General features: G+C 68.9%; 16 protein-coding genes. 4 read left to right on the top strand and 12 right to left on the bottom strand.

Features of this window, described 5'->3' with window-relative positions; translation table 11 throughout:
- Positions 1–68: 68 nt before the first annotated feature.
- From QSK22_RS27310 to QSK22_RS27270, 9 genes are all read right to left on the bottom strand, one after another.
- Positions 69–1,133, bottom strand: coding sequence for a tyrosine-type recombinase/integrase (locus QSK22_RS27310; RefSeq protein WP_285497266.1), 1,065 nt, complete (start codon positions 1,131–1,133; stop codon positions 69–71).
- On the bottom strand, positions 1,133–1,381 hold the full coding sequence (locus QSK22_RS27305) for an excisionase family DNA-binding protein (RefSeq protein WP_285497265.1): 249 nt from the start codon (positions 1,379–1,381) through the stop codon (positions 1,133–1,135). Before QSK22_RS27305 ends, QSK22_RS27310 begins: the two co-directional genes overlap by 1 nt.
- Complete coding sequence (locus QSK22_RS27300; protein ID WP_352231489.1) at positions 1,378–3,024, bottom strand: replication initiator; 1,647 nt, start codon at positions 3,022–3,024, stop codon at positions 1,378–1,380. Before QSK22_RS27300 ends, QSK22_RS27305 begins: the two co-directional genes overlap by 4 nt.
- 56 nt (positions 3,025–3,080) lie before the next feature.
- Positions 3,081–4,550, bottom strand: coding sequence for an FtsK/SpoIIIE domain-containing protein (locus tag QSK22_RS27295; protein ID WP_285497264.1), 1,470 nt, complete (start codon positions 4,548–4,550; stop codon positions 3,081–3,083).
- A gap of 85 nt (positions 4,551–4,635) precedes the next feature.
- The gene (locus QSK22_RS27290) at positions 4,636–4,944 is read right to left on the bottom strand and encodes a hypothetical protein (protein ID WP_285497263.1); all 309 of its coding nucleotides are present in this window, start codon (positions 4,942–4,944) and stop codon (positions 4,636–4,638) included.
- On the bottom strand, positions 4,941–5,210 hold the full coding sequence (locus QSK22_RS27285) for a hypothetical protein (RefSeq protein ID WP_285497262.1): 270 nt from the start codon (positions 5,208–5,210) through the stop codon (positions 4,941–4,943). Before QSK22_RS27285 ends, QSK22_RS27290 begins: the two co-directional genes overlap by 4 nt.
- Positions 5,210–5,626, bottom strand: coding sequence for a plasmid replication, integration and excision activator (locus tag QSK22_RS27280; protein ID WP_285497261.1), 417 nt, complete (start codon positions 5,624–5,626; stop codon positions 5,210–5,212). Before QSK22_RS27280 ends, QSK22_RS27285 begins: the two co-directional genes overlap by 1 nt.
- 128 nt (positions 5,627–5,754) lie before the next feature.
- Entirely contained in the window at positions 5,755–6,486 is a 732-nt protein-coding gene (locus tag QSK22_RS27275; RefSeq protein ID WP_285497260.1) for a GntR family transcriptional regulator, read from the bottom strand.
- A gap of 174 nt (positions 6,487–6,660) precedes the next feature.
- Positions 6,661–7,038 (bottom strand): hypothetical protein, encoded by a 378-nt coding sequence (locus QSK22_RS27270; protein WP_285497258.1) that lies wholly within the window; start codon positions 7,036–7,038, stop codon positions 6,661–6,663.
- Between the two features lie 6 nt (positions 7,039–7,044).
- Here QSK22_RS27270 and QSK22_RS27265 point away from each other — a divergent pair, with 6 nt between their 5' ends.
- Positions 7,045–7,350, top strand: coding sequence for a hypothetical protein (locus tag QSK22_RS27265; protein ID WP_285497257.1), 306 nt, complete (start codon positions 7,045–7,047; stop codon positions 7,348–7,350).
- Here QSK22_RS27265 and QSK22_RS27260 read toward each other — a convergent pair.
- A complete protein-coding gene (locus QSK22_RS27260; RefSeq protein ID WP_285497256.1) occupies positions 7,321–7,698 on the bottom strand; it encodes a hypothetical protein in 378 nt (125 codons plus the stop codon). The genes QSK22_RS27265 and QSK22_RS27260 overlap by 30 nt on opposite strands.
- A 421-nt stretch (positions 7,699–8,119) precedes the next feature.
- On the opposite strand from QSK22_RS27260, the gene QSK22_RS27255 reads away from it, so the two are divergent.
- Together QSK22_RS27255 and QSK22_RS27250 are read left to right on the top strand one after the other, a co-directional pair.
- A complete protein-coding gene (locus tag QSK22_RS27255; protein WP_285497255.1) occupies positions 8,120–9,529 on the top strand; it encodes an NsdA family TPR-like regulatory protein in 1,410 nt (469 codons plus the stop codon).
- A complete protein-coding gene (locus QSK22_RS27250) occupies positions 9,526–10,155 on the top strand; it encodes a 2'-5' RNA ligase family protein (RefSeq protein WP_285497254.1) in 630 nt (209 codons plus the stop codon). Before QSK22_RS27255 ends, QSK22_RS27250 begins: the two co-directional genes overlap by 4 nt.
- Before the next feature lie 2,632 nt (positions 10,156–12,787).
- Here the strand turns inward: QSK22_RS27250 and QSK22_RS27245 are convergent.
- Positions 12,788–13,405 carry a TetR/AcrR family transcriptional regulator gene (locus tag QSK22_RS27245; RefSeq protein WP_285497253.1) on the bottom strand — a complete coding sequence of 206 codons (618 nt, stop codon included), beginning with the start codon at positions 13,403–13,405 and terminating at the stop codon, positions 12,788–12,790.
- A gap of 805 nt (positions 13,406–14,210) precedes the next feature.
- Between QSK22_RS27245 and QSK22_RS27240 the strand changes: the two genes are divergently transcribed.
- The gene (locus QSK22_RS27240) at positions 14,211–15,341 is read left to right on the top strand and encodes an FAD-dependent oxidoreductase (RefSeq protein ID WP_285497252.1); all 1,131 of its coding nucleotides are present in this window, start codon (positions 14,211–14,213) and stop codon (positions 15,339–15,341) included.
- Between the two features lie 312 nt (positions 15,342–15,653).
- On the opposite strand, the gene QSK22_RS27235 is transcribed toward QSK22_RS27240, so the two are convergent.
- Entirely contained in the window at positions 15,654–16,865 is a 1,212-nt protein-coding gene (locus tag QSK22_RS27235; RefSeq protein ID WP_285497251.1) for a sensor histidine kinase, read from the bottom strand.
- Positions 16,866–17,471: the final 606 nt, after the last annotated feature.

Raw genomic sequence — 17,471 nt, 5'->3', positions numbered from 1 at the left:
CGGCCATCGCGTTGTCTCCTTCTTCTTGATCATCCATCTCGAAGGATCTACGCGGTGGCCGTCTCACGTCACGACGCCACGCTCTTCACCTGCGGAAACTCGTACACCACCTCCGTGGACGCAACCCGCGTCGAGGAGTGCCCCATGCGGGTCATCAGTTCCTTGAGACTGGCACCGGTCGCCGCCGCCAGCGTGTTGCCCACGTGTCGCAGATCATGAAAGTGCAGGTCCGGAAGACCGACGTCCGCCCGTACCTTGTTCCACACTCGCCGGAAGCTTGAGCGGCGCAGCGGCCCGCCACGAGGCCCCACGAACACCCGCCCGTTCGCCCCCTCCTCCGCGAACTCCTCCAGGTGGGCCCGCAGATCAGCGATGATCTCCGCCGGAAGCGCCACGGTACGCCACCCGGCCCGGGACTTGGGTGTGTCCTCCAGGAGCTTCCCGCCGTCCAACTCGACGAGCGCAGCCGTCACGCGAACCACTCCGGCATCAAGGTCGAGGTGTTGCCGTCGCAGGGCAGCCAACTCGCCCCATCGCAGGCTTGCGAACGTCGCCAGCAGCACAAGCGCCCGATAGCGCGGTGGGATCTTGGTCGCGATCTCCAGCACTTTGGAGAGCGGAATCACCTCCCGCTCAGGGGTGTCCGGGACGCTGGCACCCTTGATCCGGCACGGGTTCCGGCGGATCAGCTCGTCGTCCACCGCCGTGTTCATGATCGATTTCAGGAGCTGGTACGCCTTCGCGACCGTGGACTGCCCGACGACCCCGAGCCGCTCCTTGCGCCACCGCCGTACGTCCGCCTCCCGGATGTCAGCGACGTTGAGACTGCCGAAAGTCGTAAGCAGGTGGTTGCGCAACAGACTGCGATACAGGCCCTCCGTTCGCGGCTTAAGCACGCGATCATCGATCCACTGCTTGGCGTAGACCTCGAAGGGCACCCGCCCCGCGTCCGGATCGATCCAGTCGCCCCGCTTGATCTCCGCCTCTTTGAGGATGAGCCACTGTTCGGCGTCGCGCTTGGTGGCGAAGGTGTGCGGCGCGGGACGGTCGATGCCGTCCGGCCCCCGGTACCGCGCTTGGAAGCGGCCGGAGGGGAGCTTGCGCACACGGCCGAATCGCCGCTTACCGGCCATCAGGCAGCCCTCCTTGTGCGCTGCCCACGAAGGGTGACCGGCTCGACGAGCCCGGCCGCGATGAACTCGCGAAGTGCGGATTCGGGGATGCGGACGAAGCGACCGACGTGCACGAAGCGGATGCGTCGTTCCTCTACCAGGCGTCGGGGGAACCGCGGACTGGTGTTGAGGATCTCGGCCGCCTGGTCGTAGGTGAGAAGACGGTCGTCCGAGTCGAGGGGAGCCACATTGTTGCGCTTGGGGCTCACGCTGCCTCCGTAGTTGCCGAAAGTTCGGTGAGTGCCTGGTTGAGTTGTTCGCGTCGTGTGACGCGTTCGTTGATGAGGTGCAGGATTCGATGGGTGACGGGTTTGACGTCGCCGTCGCCGGGTTTGGCGCGTTCCCACAGGTATCGGCGGTCGCCGGCGGCGGGGCCGGTTGCCGGAATCCCGGCCTCGGCCAGGCGGGCGAGCACCCAGGCGACGCGGTCGGCTTTGTGGTCGGCGAGGGTCTTGCCGGACCACTTGCGCGAGACCAGGACACGACGGCCGCCGTACCCGAGGTGTTCGCGTCGGTGCGCTTTGCCTTTGCAGAACCCCGGCACCAGGCCCCGCCGCGGATTCTTGGGCTGGACGCCGTAGCGCAGCCAGTTCGCGCACGTTGGGGAGCACGGCTCATAGCGCAGTTCCTCGGCCAGCCGTTCGACGTGCGCGCGCTGGCGGTCGGTCTCGGCCTGGTGGCATTCGCTGATGCTCTTGGTGAGGTACTTGGTGAGGTAGTGGCGGATGCGCCGCTTGGCTTCCGGGGTTCCGGCCATGACGCCCTGTGCGTCGATCTGCCGCCCGAACCGCACCACGTGCAGGGGTTGCGCGTCGTCGTCCTGGTCGAGGGCGTCTAGCGCCTCATCCCAGGTGGGGAGTACTTCACCGGTGCGGGGATCGACGTAGGCGCCGCCGGAGCCGTCCGGGGAGGCGTGCCAGACCGGCAGGTTCTCACCGGAGTAGACGACCCGATCGGTGGGAGGCCACCACACTTGGTGATAGGTCGCGGCCACGACCTGCCGCAGTTCGGCGCGGGAGATCGTCCCTCGTATCGCCATGTGCAGGTGGGGAGCGAGCCGCCGTTGCGGTTCGACGGTGGCGAAGTACTGCACGTCATAGCCGACGAACCGGCGCAGGTTCTGCACGAACCGGTCAAAGAGCTTGCCGAAGTGGATGGCGTCCCGCGCAGCCCGCCGGTAGTCGTACGTCGTGGGATCGACCGGCGTCCCGTCCGAGTGAACCTTGCCGTAGGAGTCGAGGGTGAGTGTCAGGAACAGCGAGGGCCGGAAGGTCTGCCCGTCGCGTCCGGTGTAGACCTTGCCGATCGTGCGGGCGTCCACCGGACGGCGAGGCAGGTCGGCCACGTCCTGACGCCGCCGTGTGGACCGGGTACGCCGCTTGGTGGGCTCACCGTCTTTGGCCGTCGTGAGGGTGCCGACGACACCGGCCCGCGCGATCTCGTGGTCGAGTTCGCCGATGAGTCCGTCCCAGAACTCCACGCCCTCCCCCATCACGGCGCCGTCGGTGGCCGCTTGGTCGCGGCGTGCCTGTGCTTGGGCGCGCAGTTCGATCAAGTGGCGTTGGAAGGCGTCCGGGTCGGCCCGCTCGATGACCGGTTCGTGTTCCAGGTGCCAGCCCTCGCGGCACTGCTGGGCGCGTAGTTGCCGCTTCTTCTCGGCGCAGGTGGGGCACACCGAGGCCAGGGTGTGACCGCAGGGGACCGACACGATCTGTGTCTCGCCGGTCTCCAGGTCAACCCGCCGCATCGGAACCGGCCGGATGCACACCCCGTGTTCCACCGCGACCGCTTCCACGACCTGAGACGCCAGCGGAGGCAGCGTCTTGACCGGCACCTCACCAGGGGCGTTCACCGGCACCTCACCGGAGGCGCTCTCTGAACCTTGACCGAACAGGGGGAGTGTCTCGGTCACGCCGCCTCCGATCCGCTCGCACCGGAGCCGAGGGCCAGGGCGACCATGGCGTCGATGTCGTCGTCGGAGACGTAGGCCGCGCGGACCCGTACCGGGTCGGGTGAGGTCTCCAGCCGGACGAATCCGACGCCCGCGCCGGTCCGGGGGACGGGGGAGATCTGGTCGGCGTAGGCGCCGCGGTCGCGGGACCCGTCGCCGAGCACCATGTCAACCTGCTCGTCCTCGTCCAGGCGCAGCGCGATGCGGGTGGGGAACAGGTTGCGCAGGTTGTTGACCTCTTTGCGGGCGTCCTGCTGGGCCCCGATCACGCAGTACCCGACCGACCGGCCCTGCGTGGTGAGGACGGCAAGCGCCGACTCGGCCCGCCGCCGCAGATCCTTGGAGGGGCAGTAGGCCGTCAGGAACGCCAGCTCGTCCACCACGATGATGCGGAACGGGTGCTCATGCGAGGGCACGAACGACCGGGTGACTCCGGCGAACTCGCGCGCACGGGCGTTCATGTCCTGCGCGGCCGCCTCCAGGAGTTCGACCATGCCGCCGTCCGGGTCGCAGGCGTACCGGCCGTAGCGTTCGAACAGCGCCCGCCCGTAGGACAGTTCCATGCGCTTGGGGTCGATCGCCCATACTTCGACCAGTCCGGCCAGCATCAGCGGCAGCACCGCCCGCACGATCGACCACAGCACCGACCCCTTGCCGGCCCCGGTCGCCCCGGCGATCAGAACGTGCGTGCCGAGCAGCCGCAGCCGCCACGGACTTCCGTCCTCGCACCGCCCGACCGCAACCCCGGACAGGTCGACGTCGGCCGCGTCCACCAGCGGCAGCGCAGGGATAGGGGTCGCGAGCGCATCCTTGCGGACGAACTCCAGCCACACGCGGCCCGGACGGTCCCCCTGGCGGACCCGGCACAGGTGCGCGCCGAACCCGTGCGCCAGGTTCGCCGTCACCGCTTCCCAGGCGTCGGGAGCCTGTCCTTTGAGCATCCGCACCAGCACCCGATCACTCGTCGGCCCGGACCGCACCTTGATGATCGCGGGCAGGTACTCGCGCCGACGGTGCGTGCGCGACAGGCCCGCCGTCACCATGACCGGCTGCCAGTGACGCCGGTACACGCGCACCAGGCGCCAGCGCGACAGCACCGGCCGGCCCACCCACCGCCGGAACGAGGCAGGGTCGGCCGCCCACCAGCCGCCCAGGCCCGCACCGGCCATGGCGACCAGCCCCACCGGCACCGGCCAGCCGTAGGAGCAGCCGAGCCAGACCAGGGCACCGGCCAGCGACAACGGGGCGATGTTGCGCACGCAGAAGACCAGCAGGGCCAGCACGCCCCGCAGCGCGTTGACCAGCAGCACCAGCCCTTCGGGCATGTGCCACACCGGCGGCGCCCACTTGGGCGGCGCGAACGGGTCGCCCGACGCCTCCACCGCGACGTTTTCACCGGGCCCGAGCTTGCGGAACTGCCATGCCATGATGGATCACCTCACTCTGATCGCAGGTCAGGGGGAGAACAGGGGCGGCCGGAGGTAGGGTCTCCAGCCGCCCCGCCTTGCCAGATCAGTCCGCCGACGACTCAGACTCCGCCGCCTGCTGCGCCACCGCGTGCAACCGCTCCACCTCGGCCGCATAGACGGCGAACGACTCAGCGAACTTGCGCGCGGCCCGCACGTCGCCGGCCGTGGGCACGGTCGGGTTCGTCGGAGTGATCACGACGTGGGCGTCGGCGTGCAAGATCGAAATTTGCGCCCGCTCGTGCCCCGCCGAGCACCACACGGCCATCTGTCCGTCCGGGCGCAGACTTACGGTGATGTGCGGCGCCTGCCCCGGCTCGACCGCGATCGTGGTGTAGCTGTAGGCGTCGCTCATGCCGCACGCCCCTTCCCCGACCGCGCCGACGACCGGGAGCCGGACCGGTACAGCCGTTCCACCTCGGCCGCGTACGCCGCCGCCTGGTCGGCCAGCCGCCGCGCGAACTCCACCTCACCCGCCGACAGCCGCTCCGGAAGCGTCAGCGTCACCAGGACCTGACCGGCCGCCACGGTGAACAGCGGCGTGCGAGCACGGAACGCCCGAAACTCACTGGTCGCCCGCGCGTCGATCGGCAGCGACAGCGCCGACTTGCGCGCCGCCATCAGGCCGCGTCCTTGCCCGCCGCGGCCGGACGTCCCTTGCCCGCACCCGCACCGGGCGCGCGGATGCCCGCCGCCTTCAGCGAGTACGCCAGCCGGTTGTTCTGGCTGTTGACGTACGGCGTGACGGTCAGCCCGTCGAACTCCACCGGCACGAACGGGAACCCCGCCGGAGCCTCCGGCAGCACCGGCCGAACCGGCGCGACGAGCTTGACCTTCACCGACCCCTTGGCGGCCGGGTCGGCGTCGATCACCTCCACTTGCCACACCAACTCCCCGGTCTCCCTGTCGCGCGCCTGCACGAAGTTGTCGCGCGAGGACCGGTCGAAGTCCCGGACCGGCTCCACACCGCCCTTGACGAACGCCCCGTGCGGGAACACGTCCCCGAACGAGACACGGAACGGACCCTGAATCGCCACTCGTGATCACTCCTATCGTCGCGTCTCTTGTCAGCAACTCGTCTTATCGAGTTGCTGACTTGAAAATACGTGACTGGGCGCGGATCGCAAGAGGGGTAGGCCAGTGTTTGCGAGTGATCTAGCTCACATCAGATTGGGTAGGTGTCGGTCAGCTCATGCAGCGTCCCCGGTAGCGCGACCTCCAGGACCAGGACCGTCCGGCCGGTCGAGTCCAACACCGACGCCACCACCGACAGCACCGGGTCACCCGGCGTCAGCTGCAGAAGCTTTGTCTCGTCGTCAGAGGCGCGACGCGCGCTGATCGTCTCGGTGACCCGGACGAGCCGACCCGGCGCCGCCATGGTCAGCAGCCGTCGGACCGGCACCGTCAACGGAGCCGACTGCCCCAAAGGCCCGCTGTTCGCGATGTCCAGCGGAGCCCACATCGACACAAGGTCACTGATCACGCCGTCATGAACGCCGAGACAGCGTCGCAACACGACGGGCGCATTTTCGGCCAGGCCCAGCCGCGTTGCCACCCACCCGGGAGCAGACCGCCGCCCCGCCTCCACCAGCCTGACCGAATCCGCGCTCTCCTGACGGTCCAGCACTGCCAGCCCCAGCCGGGGGCGATCCTCCGACTCTCCGGAAGGACGCGCCTTGACGAACGATCCGCGGCCATGCTCGCGTTCGATCCAGCCGAGCAATTCAAGATCATTCAGCGCCCGAACCACCGTGGGACGCGACACCGCGAACTCTTTGACGAGCGCGGTCTCCGAAGGCAGGCGCTCACCCACCGGATAGGTGCCGTCCTGGATGCGTTTTTGGAGCACCTCCAGGATCCGGACGTACTTAGGGGTGTAAGTGGCGTCATCTGCCATCTTGGCCTGCCAACAGGTCGATAACACGAGCAAGCCAAGGCTAGTCGTCCAGTCGGCGAGCTGTCACTCTCCAGGACACCCACCACCACCAGGACTACAACGACGAACCCCGAAGGGGAGCGGTCCCGCCCCAGCCACCCAGACCGCTACCTTCCGGGGTCCCCAAGGCACGACCTACGTTCTGTCGGCCACCTTCCAGTCATCCGGGTTGATCCCCGCGCGCAGAACCACCCGCCTGATGTCCGCCACGGTGCCGACGCCGATCCCGTGAATGTTGAGCAGGTCGCCACTTTGCAGCAGTCGCAGCAGGTCGCCGACGGTTCGGCAGGACTTGCGGTAGTAGTGCAGCCGGTTGACCGTGCGTCCCGGCAGGGCCAGGCACTCCAGCGGGCAGTCCAGGGAGACCACGCCGCGGGGATGCCGGTGGGCGACCAGCCCGGCCGGGTGCTCCTCGTCCGGGAGCCGGGCCAGGCGGCCGGCCTCTTCCAGCAGCCGCACCAAGTCACCCACGGTGCGCAGCCCCAGGCACGACACCGGACACGCCAACGTCACTCCGACATGCCCCGCGACGTGCGCCCCGGCATGCCCGGCGCCGTCTCCGGCAGCGCCACCCAGTTCCGCGGCCACGGCCAGCCCGCCGGATTCAGAATCGCCCCCCGCAGCTCCACCGGGTCGACCGCCTCCACCAGCCGCCACCGGGCCCCGATCGGCACCATCGCCCACCAAGAGCCCGTCGCCTTCCCGTACCACGCCGGTACCTCCGGAAACTCCCGTCTGATCCACGCCAGCGCCGCCCGCTGGCGCACCTCGGACGGCGGCATGCGGCACGGCCGCTCACCCGTCATCGCGCGGCCCGCCGTGTGACGCCGCGTCAGCGGCGAAGGGCACCTCCAGAACTTTCGCGATCCTGTCGGCCGCCTGTGCGGCATCGGTCGCCGGGCACAGCGGCTCCAAGTCCGGGGGAGACTGCCGCGTTGGCCCCGCCCACGCCCAGTACCACCACGGCGCCCCGCCGTCGTCGGGGTTGGGGAGGAACTGCACCTCCTGTCGCAGCCCCGGAGCCATTCGCGCGTGAGGGGTGCTGCCGTCGGGCTCTGCGGCGGGGTTGAGCACGCGCACCACACCACCCCGGTACACCGCGCCCACCAGACCCCGCGCCTGCAGCTCCTCCACCAGCGCCGAGACCAGCTGATGCCCCGTTGCATCGTTCACCGCTCCACCTCCCTGGATTGAAGGCGGGACCGGCGGCGCCGGGGCACGACCACCCACCCCGCGCAGCCCGGGGGATGAAGCTGCGCACTGGTCGCCCGCACCACGCCGCCGGCCCCGCAGCCCATCACGCCACCTCGGCCCGCGCGGCAGGGGCGCAGCGCTCGCAGGGAACCCGCCGTCGGTCCGGCCCGGGCCTCCCATCCGACGACCCGAACAGCAGGTACCGCCGGGGGGAAGCCCACTTCCACCCGCGCCCACCACAGGAGCCGCAAGGAGTCTTCGCCGTCTGCTGCGTCATGCAGTCCAAAATCTCGCGACTGGGTATGCCTCTCCCATTCCCCTATGGGATCCCCCGGCGGTATCCCCTCGGGGGATATAGGCTCAGCCTGACGGCACCGCACGAGCACAAAGGGGACCGGAGATGCCGGAACGGGCATCAGACCCGATCACAATCCCTGATGCGCTGTGGCAGCTGCCACAGATGATTGAAGCCCTGAAAAGCCGTGACATCGGTACTGTTTTTCGCTTGGTACGCCAGTATGGCGGCGCAAGTCAAACGCGGATCGCAGCCGCCGTCGGCATGACACAGGGCAAGGTCAGTGAGACCATGAAGCCGGGCGGACGTCAAATCCTTGCTCTGGAAGTTTTCGAGCGCATCGCCGACGGTCTCCAGATGCCAGACTCCGCGCGCATGGCCCTTGGCCTTGCTCCCCGTAATAGTAACGGCGTTGTTCGTGATCGCGAGGGAGTAGGTAGTGTGTGCAGGGGGCGGGCGCATCCGAACTCGGGGAGCGCGTCGTCTGACCCTCCGCTGCCAGAGGGCGATGCATCGGATCCGATGGAGCTGGTAAGCGCGAACGACATCTCAAACCTCGTGCAGTGGGTAACCGGCGGTGATGCCACCGACGAAAAGATTGCGCAACTCGCGCGATCAGCCCAGTCTTTTGCCGCTTCCCATACACGGGTCCCGGCAAAAAGGCTTCTTCCTGAAATACTTAAACTTCATCGCAGTACGCGGGAGCTCTTGGTCAATGGTCGTCACCGGCTCCGCCATATGCGTGAGCTGGTGCGAATCGATGCCGATCTGCTTGCACATGCGGCCGTGATCTTCGGTGATGTCAATCTTGACCACGTCGCCGAGAAGTATGCTTCCGCTGCGCTCATACTCGCGAAGGAGGCTGGAGCCAACGAATCGTATGCGTGGTATGCCCAAGCCAAAACGGCCCGTTGGCAAAATCGTTACATGGAAGCAGCCGACCTCGCCCGGCAAGGATTCGAGGCTAGTCCGCCCAGTCCGATGAAGGCGCAACTCGCGTGGTACGAGGCGAATGCTGCCGCTCTCCTCGGAGACAGGATCAGAGCACGCGAAGCCTTGACTCGTGCAGAGCAGTCTTCCGAAGCAATCCGCGGCGATGCCTCCGAACTTTCCGTCTGGTCCTTCCCGATCGAGCGTCAAGCCCTTTTCGCTCTGTCGGTAGCCACGCGAACCGGTGACCCAGACGGCGCCCTACGAGCTGCCCAGATGGCAGATCAAGCATGGGCCGCAGGCGCTCCCGTTGCCCTGGCGAACTGGGCGCAAATTCGCATCGGCACCGGTCTTGCACACCTACTCAAGGGCGACCTTGATGGCACTGCCGAACAACTGGCCGAAATATTCACGCTTTCTCCAGGGATGCGCCTGTCAACCGTCACCCGCTACCTTGCAGACCTGGATTCGCGTCTCAATCGTTCCCGTTTCCGGGGCAGTCGCCTCGCAGTTCAGCTCAGACAGCGGATTCAGGAGTTCAACGCTGCCGCCCTTGCCGATGACGCCGACACGGAGGAGCCATGAGCCCGCTGCCCACACAGATGGTCAACCGATGGCAGAACCGCAAAGAACCAGGACCGGGACAGGGTACGGTCTATTGGCACATCCTTGTAGGCGATCACCCGGAAGTGCGTGAACTCGCCCAAGCCGCCCAAAAGCGACTCGCCGAATTCCGCGGCCTGCACATGACGCCGGCCGAGTGGTTGCACATAACCGTCCTCGTCGCCGGACCCGACGATGAGATCACCGATGATCGGCAGCGGGAGATGCTTGCCGCCGCATCGAGCATCCTCGCCGATATCCCTCCAGTCACAATAACGCTCGGCCGAGTCTTCTATCACCCCGAGGCAATAGCCCTCATCGCCCATCCCGCGGACGCATTGGCGAAAGTTCGCGAAGCTGTCCAGGAAGTCACCCATAAGGTGACTGGACGAGGAGAATCCTCTAAGCAGTCCAGCTCGTGGAGCCCGCATGTCACGATCGCCTACAGCGAGGCTGAACAACCGGCCCAACCGCTCATTTCCGCTCTAGGTCGAGAGCTCCCGAGTCGGGAGGTCACGCTGAGTGCTGTGAGTCTGGTTGTTCAGCGCGGCAAGGAACGGCTCTGGGACTGGCACCCGGTAGGGCAAGCCCGCCTAGTCGGCGGCTGACGGCAACGACTCTTCCGGTATGAGCGCCGCACCGGCAAGGCACATCGTGACTGCCCAGCAGGCAGGACGTTGCCGAATTCCGCTTTTAGGGGTCAAGGGCGGCGGCGCGTCGCGCCGCCGCACCGGCCCCGCGCCCACGCCGCCCGGAGCGTGCGGCGTGGGCGCCGGTCTCCGGGCGACGGGGCGAAGGGGCCGCGCGCCGCACCACCGCCGCCCGTCACCCGGGTGCGGCCGGTCACGGGGGACGCGCCGCCGCCCGATCGGTCGTCTCTCCAGGCCGCGGGCCGCCGGCCAACGGGCGATGCCCGCCCCTACGGGGTGCCTACGGCATTGGCAGGCGGCCCGCTCCCGTGGTCGACGGCTCGGGCTCATCTGTGGCCGAGGCTGTTGCCGCCTGGTGTGGAATGGCGCGTGGCTCCCCCCGACCCCGAGCCGTCGAGGATGGCGGCGGCCGGAACCCGTCAAGGGCGCCCTTCGGGCGTCACTTCGTGATGGCCTACGGCCACCCTTGACGGAACCCGTCCGCCGCTAAGTGCAGGTTTCGTCGGGGTCGGGGGGAGGAAGGTGGGGGAAGAACAGCGGCTACGCCGCACGCCCCAGCGCGTCACGGAGACCGCTCACCACGCGACCGCAGGCCCAACGCCAGATGGTGAGCGTGCCCGATCGTGCCCGTTCGGTCGGTCGTCAACGGGGTTCAAGGGGTGTGAACAGATCAGGGGAGCCACACTCTGACCTGTGGCGGAGCAGGTCACAAGATCAGGGACCGTTGACTTCCAAACTGGCTACGCGGGTTCGATTCCCGTCGCCCGCTCCCACGACAAAGGCCCAGGTGAGAGCCGCAGCGCTCCACCTGGGCCTTATACGTTGCCCAAAGCCCGCGCACCCGACCGCCGCGACCTGACGCCTGCCCGACACGTCACCATCACCGGGCCCTCGAACGCGATGGCAGATGATCTCAGCTCGCCCCTAGCCGACGTGTCGGCAGACTTGCCGTCCATGCCCCCGCACTGCCCTCCCCTCCTCTGCGAACTCGTCTAGGCGTGCCCGCAGGGCATGGATGATCCCAACCGGGAGCTCCTACGGCATACCGGCGCCTGAAAAGGGGGAGACGCCCGCGCCACCGAGTTCCCAATCATGGGGTCGGCGGCTCTTGCCCGCGCCATTATGTGTCCCAGGGGCCGCGGACTTTGGTGGGAGAGGGGGCGATGCGCAGTCCAGAGGTGAAGGGAGGAGCCCTACCGTCCCGCGTCCGGCGAGGGGCGCCCAGGCAGGGCCCGCAGGCTTCAGGTGCGGAGGGACGAGGCCCAGACCGAACGGCGAGGTCCCTGTCAGAGCGAGCCCTGCTGGCTTCAGAACCTCCAGTGGCCATGAAAACGCGGGGAGGTCCTGAAGTAGGTATGGGGTGTTTTGCGGTGATTACCCGCGATCGTTTTCGAGGTGTGACGATTGCAGTCGGTAGTCACTGCACGTCAACCGCCGTGGCGCCCGCCCTCACCGGCGGGCGAGGATCGCAACCCCCCGGCTTGTGTGCCCGCCCTCGGCGGTGTCGCCCGCGTGGCGCCCGCCCTCACCGGGGGGTGAGGATCGCAACGCCAGCGGGCGAGGATTGCAACTTGGCCACTGGGGTGTACGAGGCGGAGGGTGGCGCCTGCCTTCACCTGCGGATGAGAAGCGCAACCTGTACGTCAACCTGCCGGGGCCCCGCACATTTCCGTGACCACCTGCCTTTGAGTCAGAGCCCGCAGGTTGGTGCGTGGGTTTGTCCTAACGGATCGCATGGCCCAGGAGGTGGCTTCCTGGGCCATGGCGGCTTCTCTCGCGGGAAATTCTGCTAACCAGGGAGAGTCGAGGCGAAATCCTGGGTGGGGCTCAGAAGGTGTCCCGCGATGTTCTTGTTTCGATCCGGGCTGGCGTGCTGGTAGATTTGCTGCTCGCGTCGAGGAGTGGCCCATGCGCGTCATCAGTTCCTTGATACCTCCGCGGCAGGGGGCACCAACGTGCCGCAGATCGCAAAAGTGCAGGTCCGGGGCGTCCGCCCGTACCTAGTTCCAAATCCGCAGGAAGCTTGAATGTCGTAGCAGCCTGCCCCAAGATTTCGCATATGTCCGATAGTTGACGTCGATGCGATCACTGTGCGGCAAAACCTGTCACGACGGTCGAGCGCACAGGCCCGAGTGCGTTCCAGCCCCAGTGCTCGGGCCGCGTCAGCAGTTAGCCGGGCGGTGCTGTTGGATGATGGGTAGCGGTGCGCCGCTGCAGGGCGCAGCCGAGTGCGACGGGGATCCGAGTGCCCGTTCATGGATGCTCGGGTTACGCGGCCGGTGGCGCCGCGGCGCGGGGTGTGCGCGGACCCGCCTTGCGGCTATTTGCTGACGTGGAGCTGGCGCCTTTGCGGAGGTGTGCGCCAGCGGGTGGATATCGGTCGCAGCGTTGGTGTCGCCATCGCCAGGCCGATACTTTGCTTTGCCTGCCACGTCGCGTGAGCCGTGGGCGCGCTTGTGCGTGATTGTGCTGTGCGCCGCCCGTGTGCATTGGCGTCGCCCTCTGTTGTTGGCGGGTCGTCGTTCTGCGGGACGGGGCATGGTGGAGGTCTGCCCCGCGTAAGAAGGGTCTGCCGTATTGCTGCGGTGGGCTAGGTGCGTGAGGTGAGGGCGCGCCAGCCGTGGTCGAGCAGGTCGAAGGCGCGGATCAGGGCTTCGCGGGCGTCGTCGTGAGCGCGGGCGACGCGGGGGGCTTCAAGGGCGAAGTGGGCCAAGGCGGTGCAAGCGGGGTCGTCCGCGGGCAGGCCGCTTTCCTCGGCGATGGCCTCGGCGAGGGCGGCGGTGTGGCGTAGCCACATGGCCTGGTGGTAGTCGCGCAGGGCGGGGGTGCTGTTCACCAGCTCGAGGAAGCTCGCGAAGCGGGGGTCGCTGTCGGCGTCCGCCCTTCGGTGGCGCAGGGCGTGCTCGCGCAGGGCGGCCGGAATGGACTGGCCCGGGGGCCGCTCGCGTACGGCGGCGAGCAGGCCGGCCTCCAGGTCGGCCTCCCGGTCGAAGACGAGGGCCTCCTTGACCGGGAAATGCTTGAACAGCGTGGTGGTCGAGACGTCCGCGGCATCTGCGATCTCGCGGATGCCCACGTTGTCGAAGCCGCGTTCCAGGAACAGGCGCAGCGCCGCGTCGGCGATGGCCTGGCGGGTGGCGGCCTTCTTGCGCTCACGGCGACTCATCGGCGCCGACGCGGTGGCGCCGCGGGACCCGGTCTCAGGCATGCTCGCACCCTACCCGATGGGTTGACCGACTTCAAAAGTGAAGCTGTTGCACTTTTCGCCGCGGTGTGGTCTCCTGTGATGGCGGCCGTGAGGCATCGTCCGGCCCTCCCGCCTTTCTCCTGCCCGAGAGGAGTGATCAGCCATGTCCGCGGCTGCCTCCCCTTGCGGTCGGGGCCAGCGCACCGTCGAAGATCGTGCGTCGGGTGCTGCTCGGTGTCATGCTCGTCGGCGCCGCGATGTCCACGCCTTCCGCAGGTCTTCGCGCTGGTCACCGCCGTCGCCAGGATGTGCGGGACGAGGGGGGACCGGCTGGGTGGGTGTCATCCTCGTGACCGTCTTCGGCATCGCGATCGACCTGGCCACTGCCTGGTGGGCGCCGCCTCAGCCTGGGATCAGGCAGGGTCCTCGGCCTTTGCGTTGCGGCCGTGACCGGGCCTGCTCTGTCCGGATGGAGAAGCGGGCACGGTCACTGTCTTTCGCACCCCGGGCGGCGGCGTTGCGTGTTCGAACCCCGCCTGCCGATGGGCTGCGCTCGACTCCGAGCGCCCTGCATGCCCTGTCCGGCGGTGTCAAGGACGCGCCTGTCTCGAGGTGGTCGCGATCGGTGCCGGCCATGCCTTCGGCACCGGGACGGTGTCGCTCTTATCGCCGCAGCCTTCGTTATCGGAGACTCGCTGCGCAAGGCTGGCCCGCTGCCCGTCCTGGCAAGAAGCAGAACGTCTCTGCGGCCACATCCCGCTGACCTCCACCCCACAACGCAACACAGGAATGCGGCACCGCCGCGTGACACGAACGGAGCACCACCATGGAAAGCACCCCTCGCATCGCCATCATCGGCGCCGGCCCCGGCGGCCTGACCTGCGCGCGCATCCTGCAGCGACGCGGTGTCGCCGTCACCGTCTACGAGCACGAGACCGGCCCCGACGTCCGCAACCAGGGCGGCACCCTCGACCTGCGCGAGGACTACGGCCAGATCGCCCTGCGCGAGGCCGGGCTGCTGGAGGAGTTCTTCCGCCTCTCCCGCCCCGAGGGGCAGGAAATGCGGCAACTGGACGCGAAGACGGGCGCGATCGCTTCCCACCACGTTCCCGACGAGGACGAGCGCTTCAAGCCCGAGATCGACCGCGGTCGGCTGCGCGACCTCCTGCTGAACTCGCTGGAGCCGAACACGGTGCGCTGGGGCCACACCCTGCGCTCCGTCGAGGGGCCCGCGGAAGGCCCCCGTCGGCTGCTCTTCGCCGACGGCACCACCGTGGAGGCCGACCTGGTTATCGGCGCCGACGGCGCCTGGTCCAAGGTCCGCCGCGCGATCTCCCCGGCCACCCCCCAGTACACCGGCATCAGCTTCCTCGAAGCCTGGTTCGACGACGTCGACGACCGGCACTCCGAGATCGCCGAACTCGTCGGCCCGGGCAGCGCCGCGGTAGCCGACGGAGAGCGCGGCCTGTTCGCCCAGCGCAACGGCGGCGACCACATCCGCGTCTACATCATCCAGCGCGCTCCCGCCGACTGGATCACCGCGGCCGGTCTCAGCGTCCAGGACACCGACGCCCTCCGCGCCCTCCTCCTGGACCGCTACCGCGACTGGGCGCCCAGCCTGCGCCGGCTGATCAGCGACAACGACGGCCGCTACATCGACCGCCCCATCTACGCCCTGCCCGTCCCCCACACCTGGGAGCACAACCCCACCGTCACCGTGCTGGGAGACGCCGCCCACCTCATGCCCCCGCTCGGTTTCGGCGTCAACCTCGCCATGCTCGACGCCTGCGAACTCGCCCTCGCCATCGCCGACCACGACACCATCGACGAGGCCGTCCAGGCCTACGAGAAGACCATGCTGCCCCGCTCCACCGAGATGCAGCACCTCCACGACGGCCGCGCCGGAGACCTGCTGTCCAACGAGCCGCACGGGCCCGCCAACGGTGACGACCACTGACGTCCACCGCTGACCGGCCGCCGTGCCGGGACCGTCCCGCACCAAGAACGGTCCCGGCACGGCTGCGCGGCGGACGAAAGCAGCGTCACACGAACCGATCAGCACCTTTCTGGACGAGGACGACTTGCGGGGGGACACAGGTCGTCGGTGGCCGCAGTCGTAGCAGCCGGGCACGTTGAAGTTGCGGTGCTTGAGCGGGGCGGGCCGGGGGCGGCTCCGTGTCGGCGGAGCCGCCCCCGGGCGCCTGCGGTCCGCGCCCGCCTGCGTCACCCGTCGCGGCGCTTGGCGACTCGGTCAGGTGGTCGTCGGCGGTCACGGCCCGCAGGGCAGGTCCATCTCCAGCACGGTCGGGCCGCCGGGCGGACTGGTCACGGCAAAGCGGCCGCCGTGCGCCTCGATCCGGCTGCGGATGCCGGCGAGGCCTGATCCTCCGCTCGCGTCCGCGCCGCCGATTCCGTCGTCCTCGATGCGCAGCGACAGCCGGTCGCCTCGCTGTCGTGCGATCAGGGCAGCGTTGCGCGCGCGGCTGTGCCGGGAGACGTTGGTCAGCGCCTCGGCGGCCACGAAGTACGCGGTGGCCTCGGCGGAGGCGGCGCACCGCTCGGGGATGTCGATGTCCGTGCGGCAGGGCACGCCGCAGTTCGCCGCGAGCCCGGCGAGCGCTTCGGCCAGCCCCCGGTCGGCCAGAACCGGCGGCAGGATGCCGCGCAGGACCGTGCGGAGCTCGGCCATGGCGGTCTCCGCGGCGTCCTGGGCCTGTTCCAGCAGCGCCTCCGCGGCGGCCGGGTCGCGCGCCAGCGCACGGCGGGTCGCGCCCAGCAGGACGTTCACGGCGACGAGGCGGTTCTGCGTCCCGTCGTGCAGGGTCCGCTCGATGCGTCGCAGCTCCTGCGCGTGCGCGTCCAAAGCCGCGGCCCGGGTCGCCGACAGCCGCGCGACCTGCAGCGACAGGTCGACGTCGGGCGGAGGTGCCAGCAGCCGCCGCCCCGGCCACGCCTGCAAGCGGGCCATCCCGGGGATGACGACCATGAAAACGGTGGCCAGTGCCAGGCCGAGGAACGCGACCGCGAGGGCGTCGAGGTCGTCGCGCACGCTCCAGAACACGAAGTTCGGGATGGTCTCTTCCCGCGGCGCCACCCGCCACCACAGCGGGTAGGTGATGTCCTGGGCGGCCTGCACGGCCAGTGTCGCCCCGACGCCCCCGATGGACAGGCCCAGCGTGCCGTGCACCGGCAGCCAGCGCAGTTCCCGCCGGACGACCGGATCGGCGAACGCGGCGCGCACCCCCGCGGGCACGGGCCCCATCGCGGGGATCTCGGTGCCCCACCGGGACAACCGAGCGCGCTCACGTTCGGCCAGGGCGCGGATGAGCCGGGGGAGGGTGGGGGCGAGCAGGAAGCCGACACCGACCGCGCACAGCAGCGCGACCGCGAGAAGCCATGTCAGGACGATGAACGCAGGCAGGGCCGTGCTGAGCCCGCTGACGAGATGTTCGAGCGCGTCCAAGACCGCGCGTGCACGCATGACGATGATTCGCCGCACAGTCCTTCGGGGAGCACTCGATTCCGCGCTGTCCACCACCACTTCCACCGGAGGACTCTAGGGGAGCGGTTCCCCCCATGGCAGGAGAATCGGCACGGGAGGTACAGCCAGCTGTACGAAATCTGGCCAGGTGGCTGGATTGTCCAGAACATCCTTCGTGGTGTTCGCGACGCGGAACGGCTTTTCGCACCTGCCCGCGCCGGCCGCCGCGAGAGGGGGCAAGCGCGCCGCCGTTTCGGGCCCCGATGTCGTGGTGTCGGCTGGCGCGCACCGCCGAGCAGCACTTGCGCGGCGAAGGGGGCGCATGGCGCGGTGGCCCGCCCCGCCCAATTGATCGAGGCACCGGCGCGGGCGCACGCCCCGTTCGAGGACGCCGCGGTGACGCTGGAAGCGGGGCGGCGGCCGGGGCGCTGCGCGATGGACGTCCGGCGAGGCCGTGTCGGCATCGGACTGGTAGCTGTGCGTGACGGTGATCGCGGTCGGTGACGAAAACGAGCGCGCGGTAGTGCCTGCACTACTTCGCATGGGCAACTGGCTGCATTGCTGGGGCGGCACGCGCTTTCTAGCGTCGAAAAGCCGTTGAAAACA

This window comes from Actinomadura sp. NBRC 104425 (assembly GCF_030269545.1).
In the GTDB taxonomy this organism is placed as follows: Bacteria; Actinomycetota; Actinomycetes; order Streptosporangiales; family Streptosporangiaceae; genus Spirillospora; species Spirillospora keratinilytica.
Note: the sequence above shows the minus strand (reverse complement) of the source record. Positions and strands in the feature narration are given on the sequence as shown.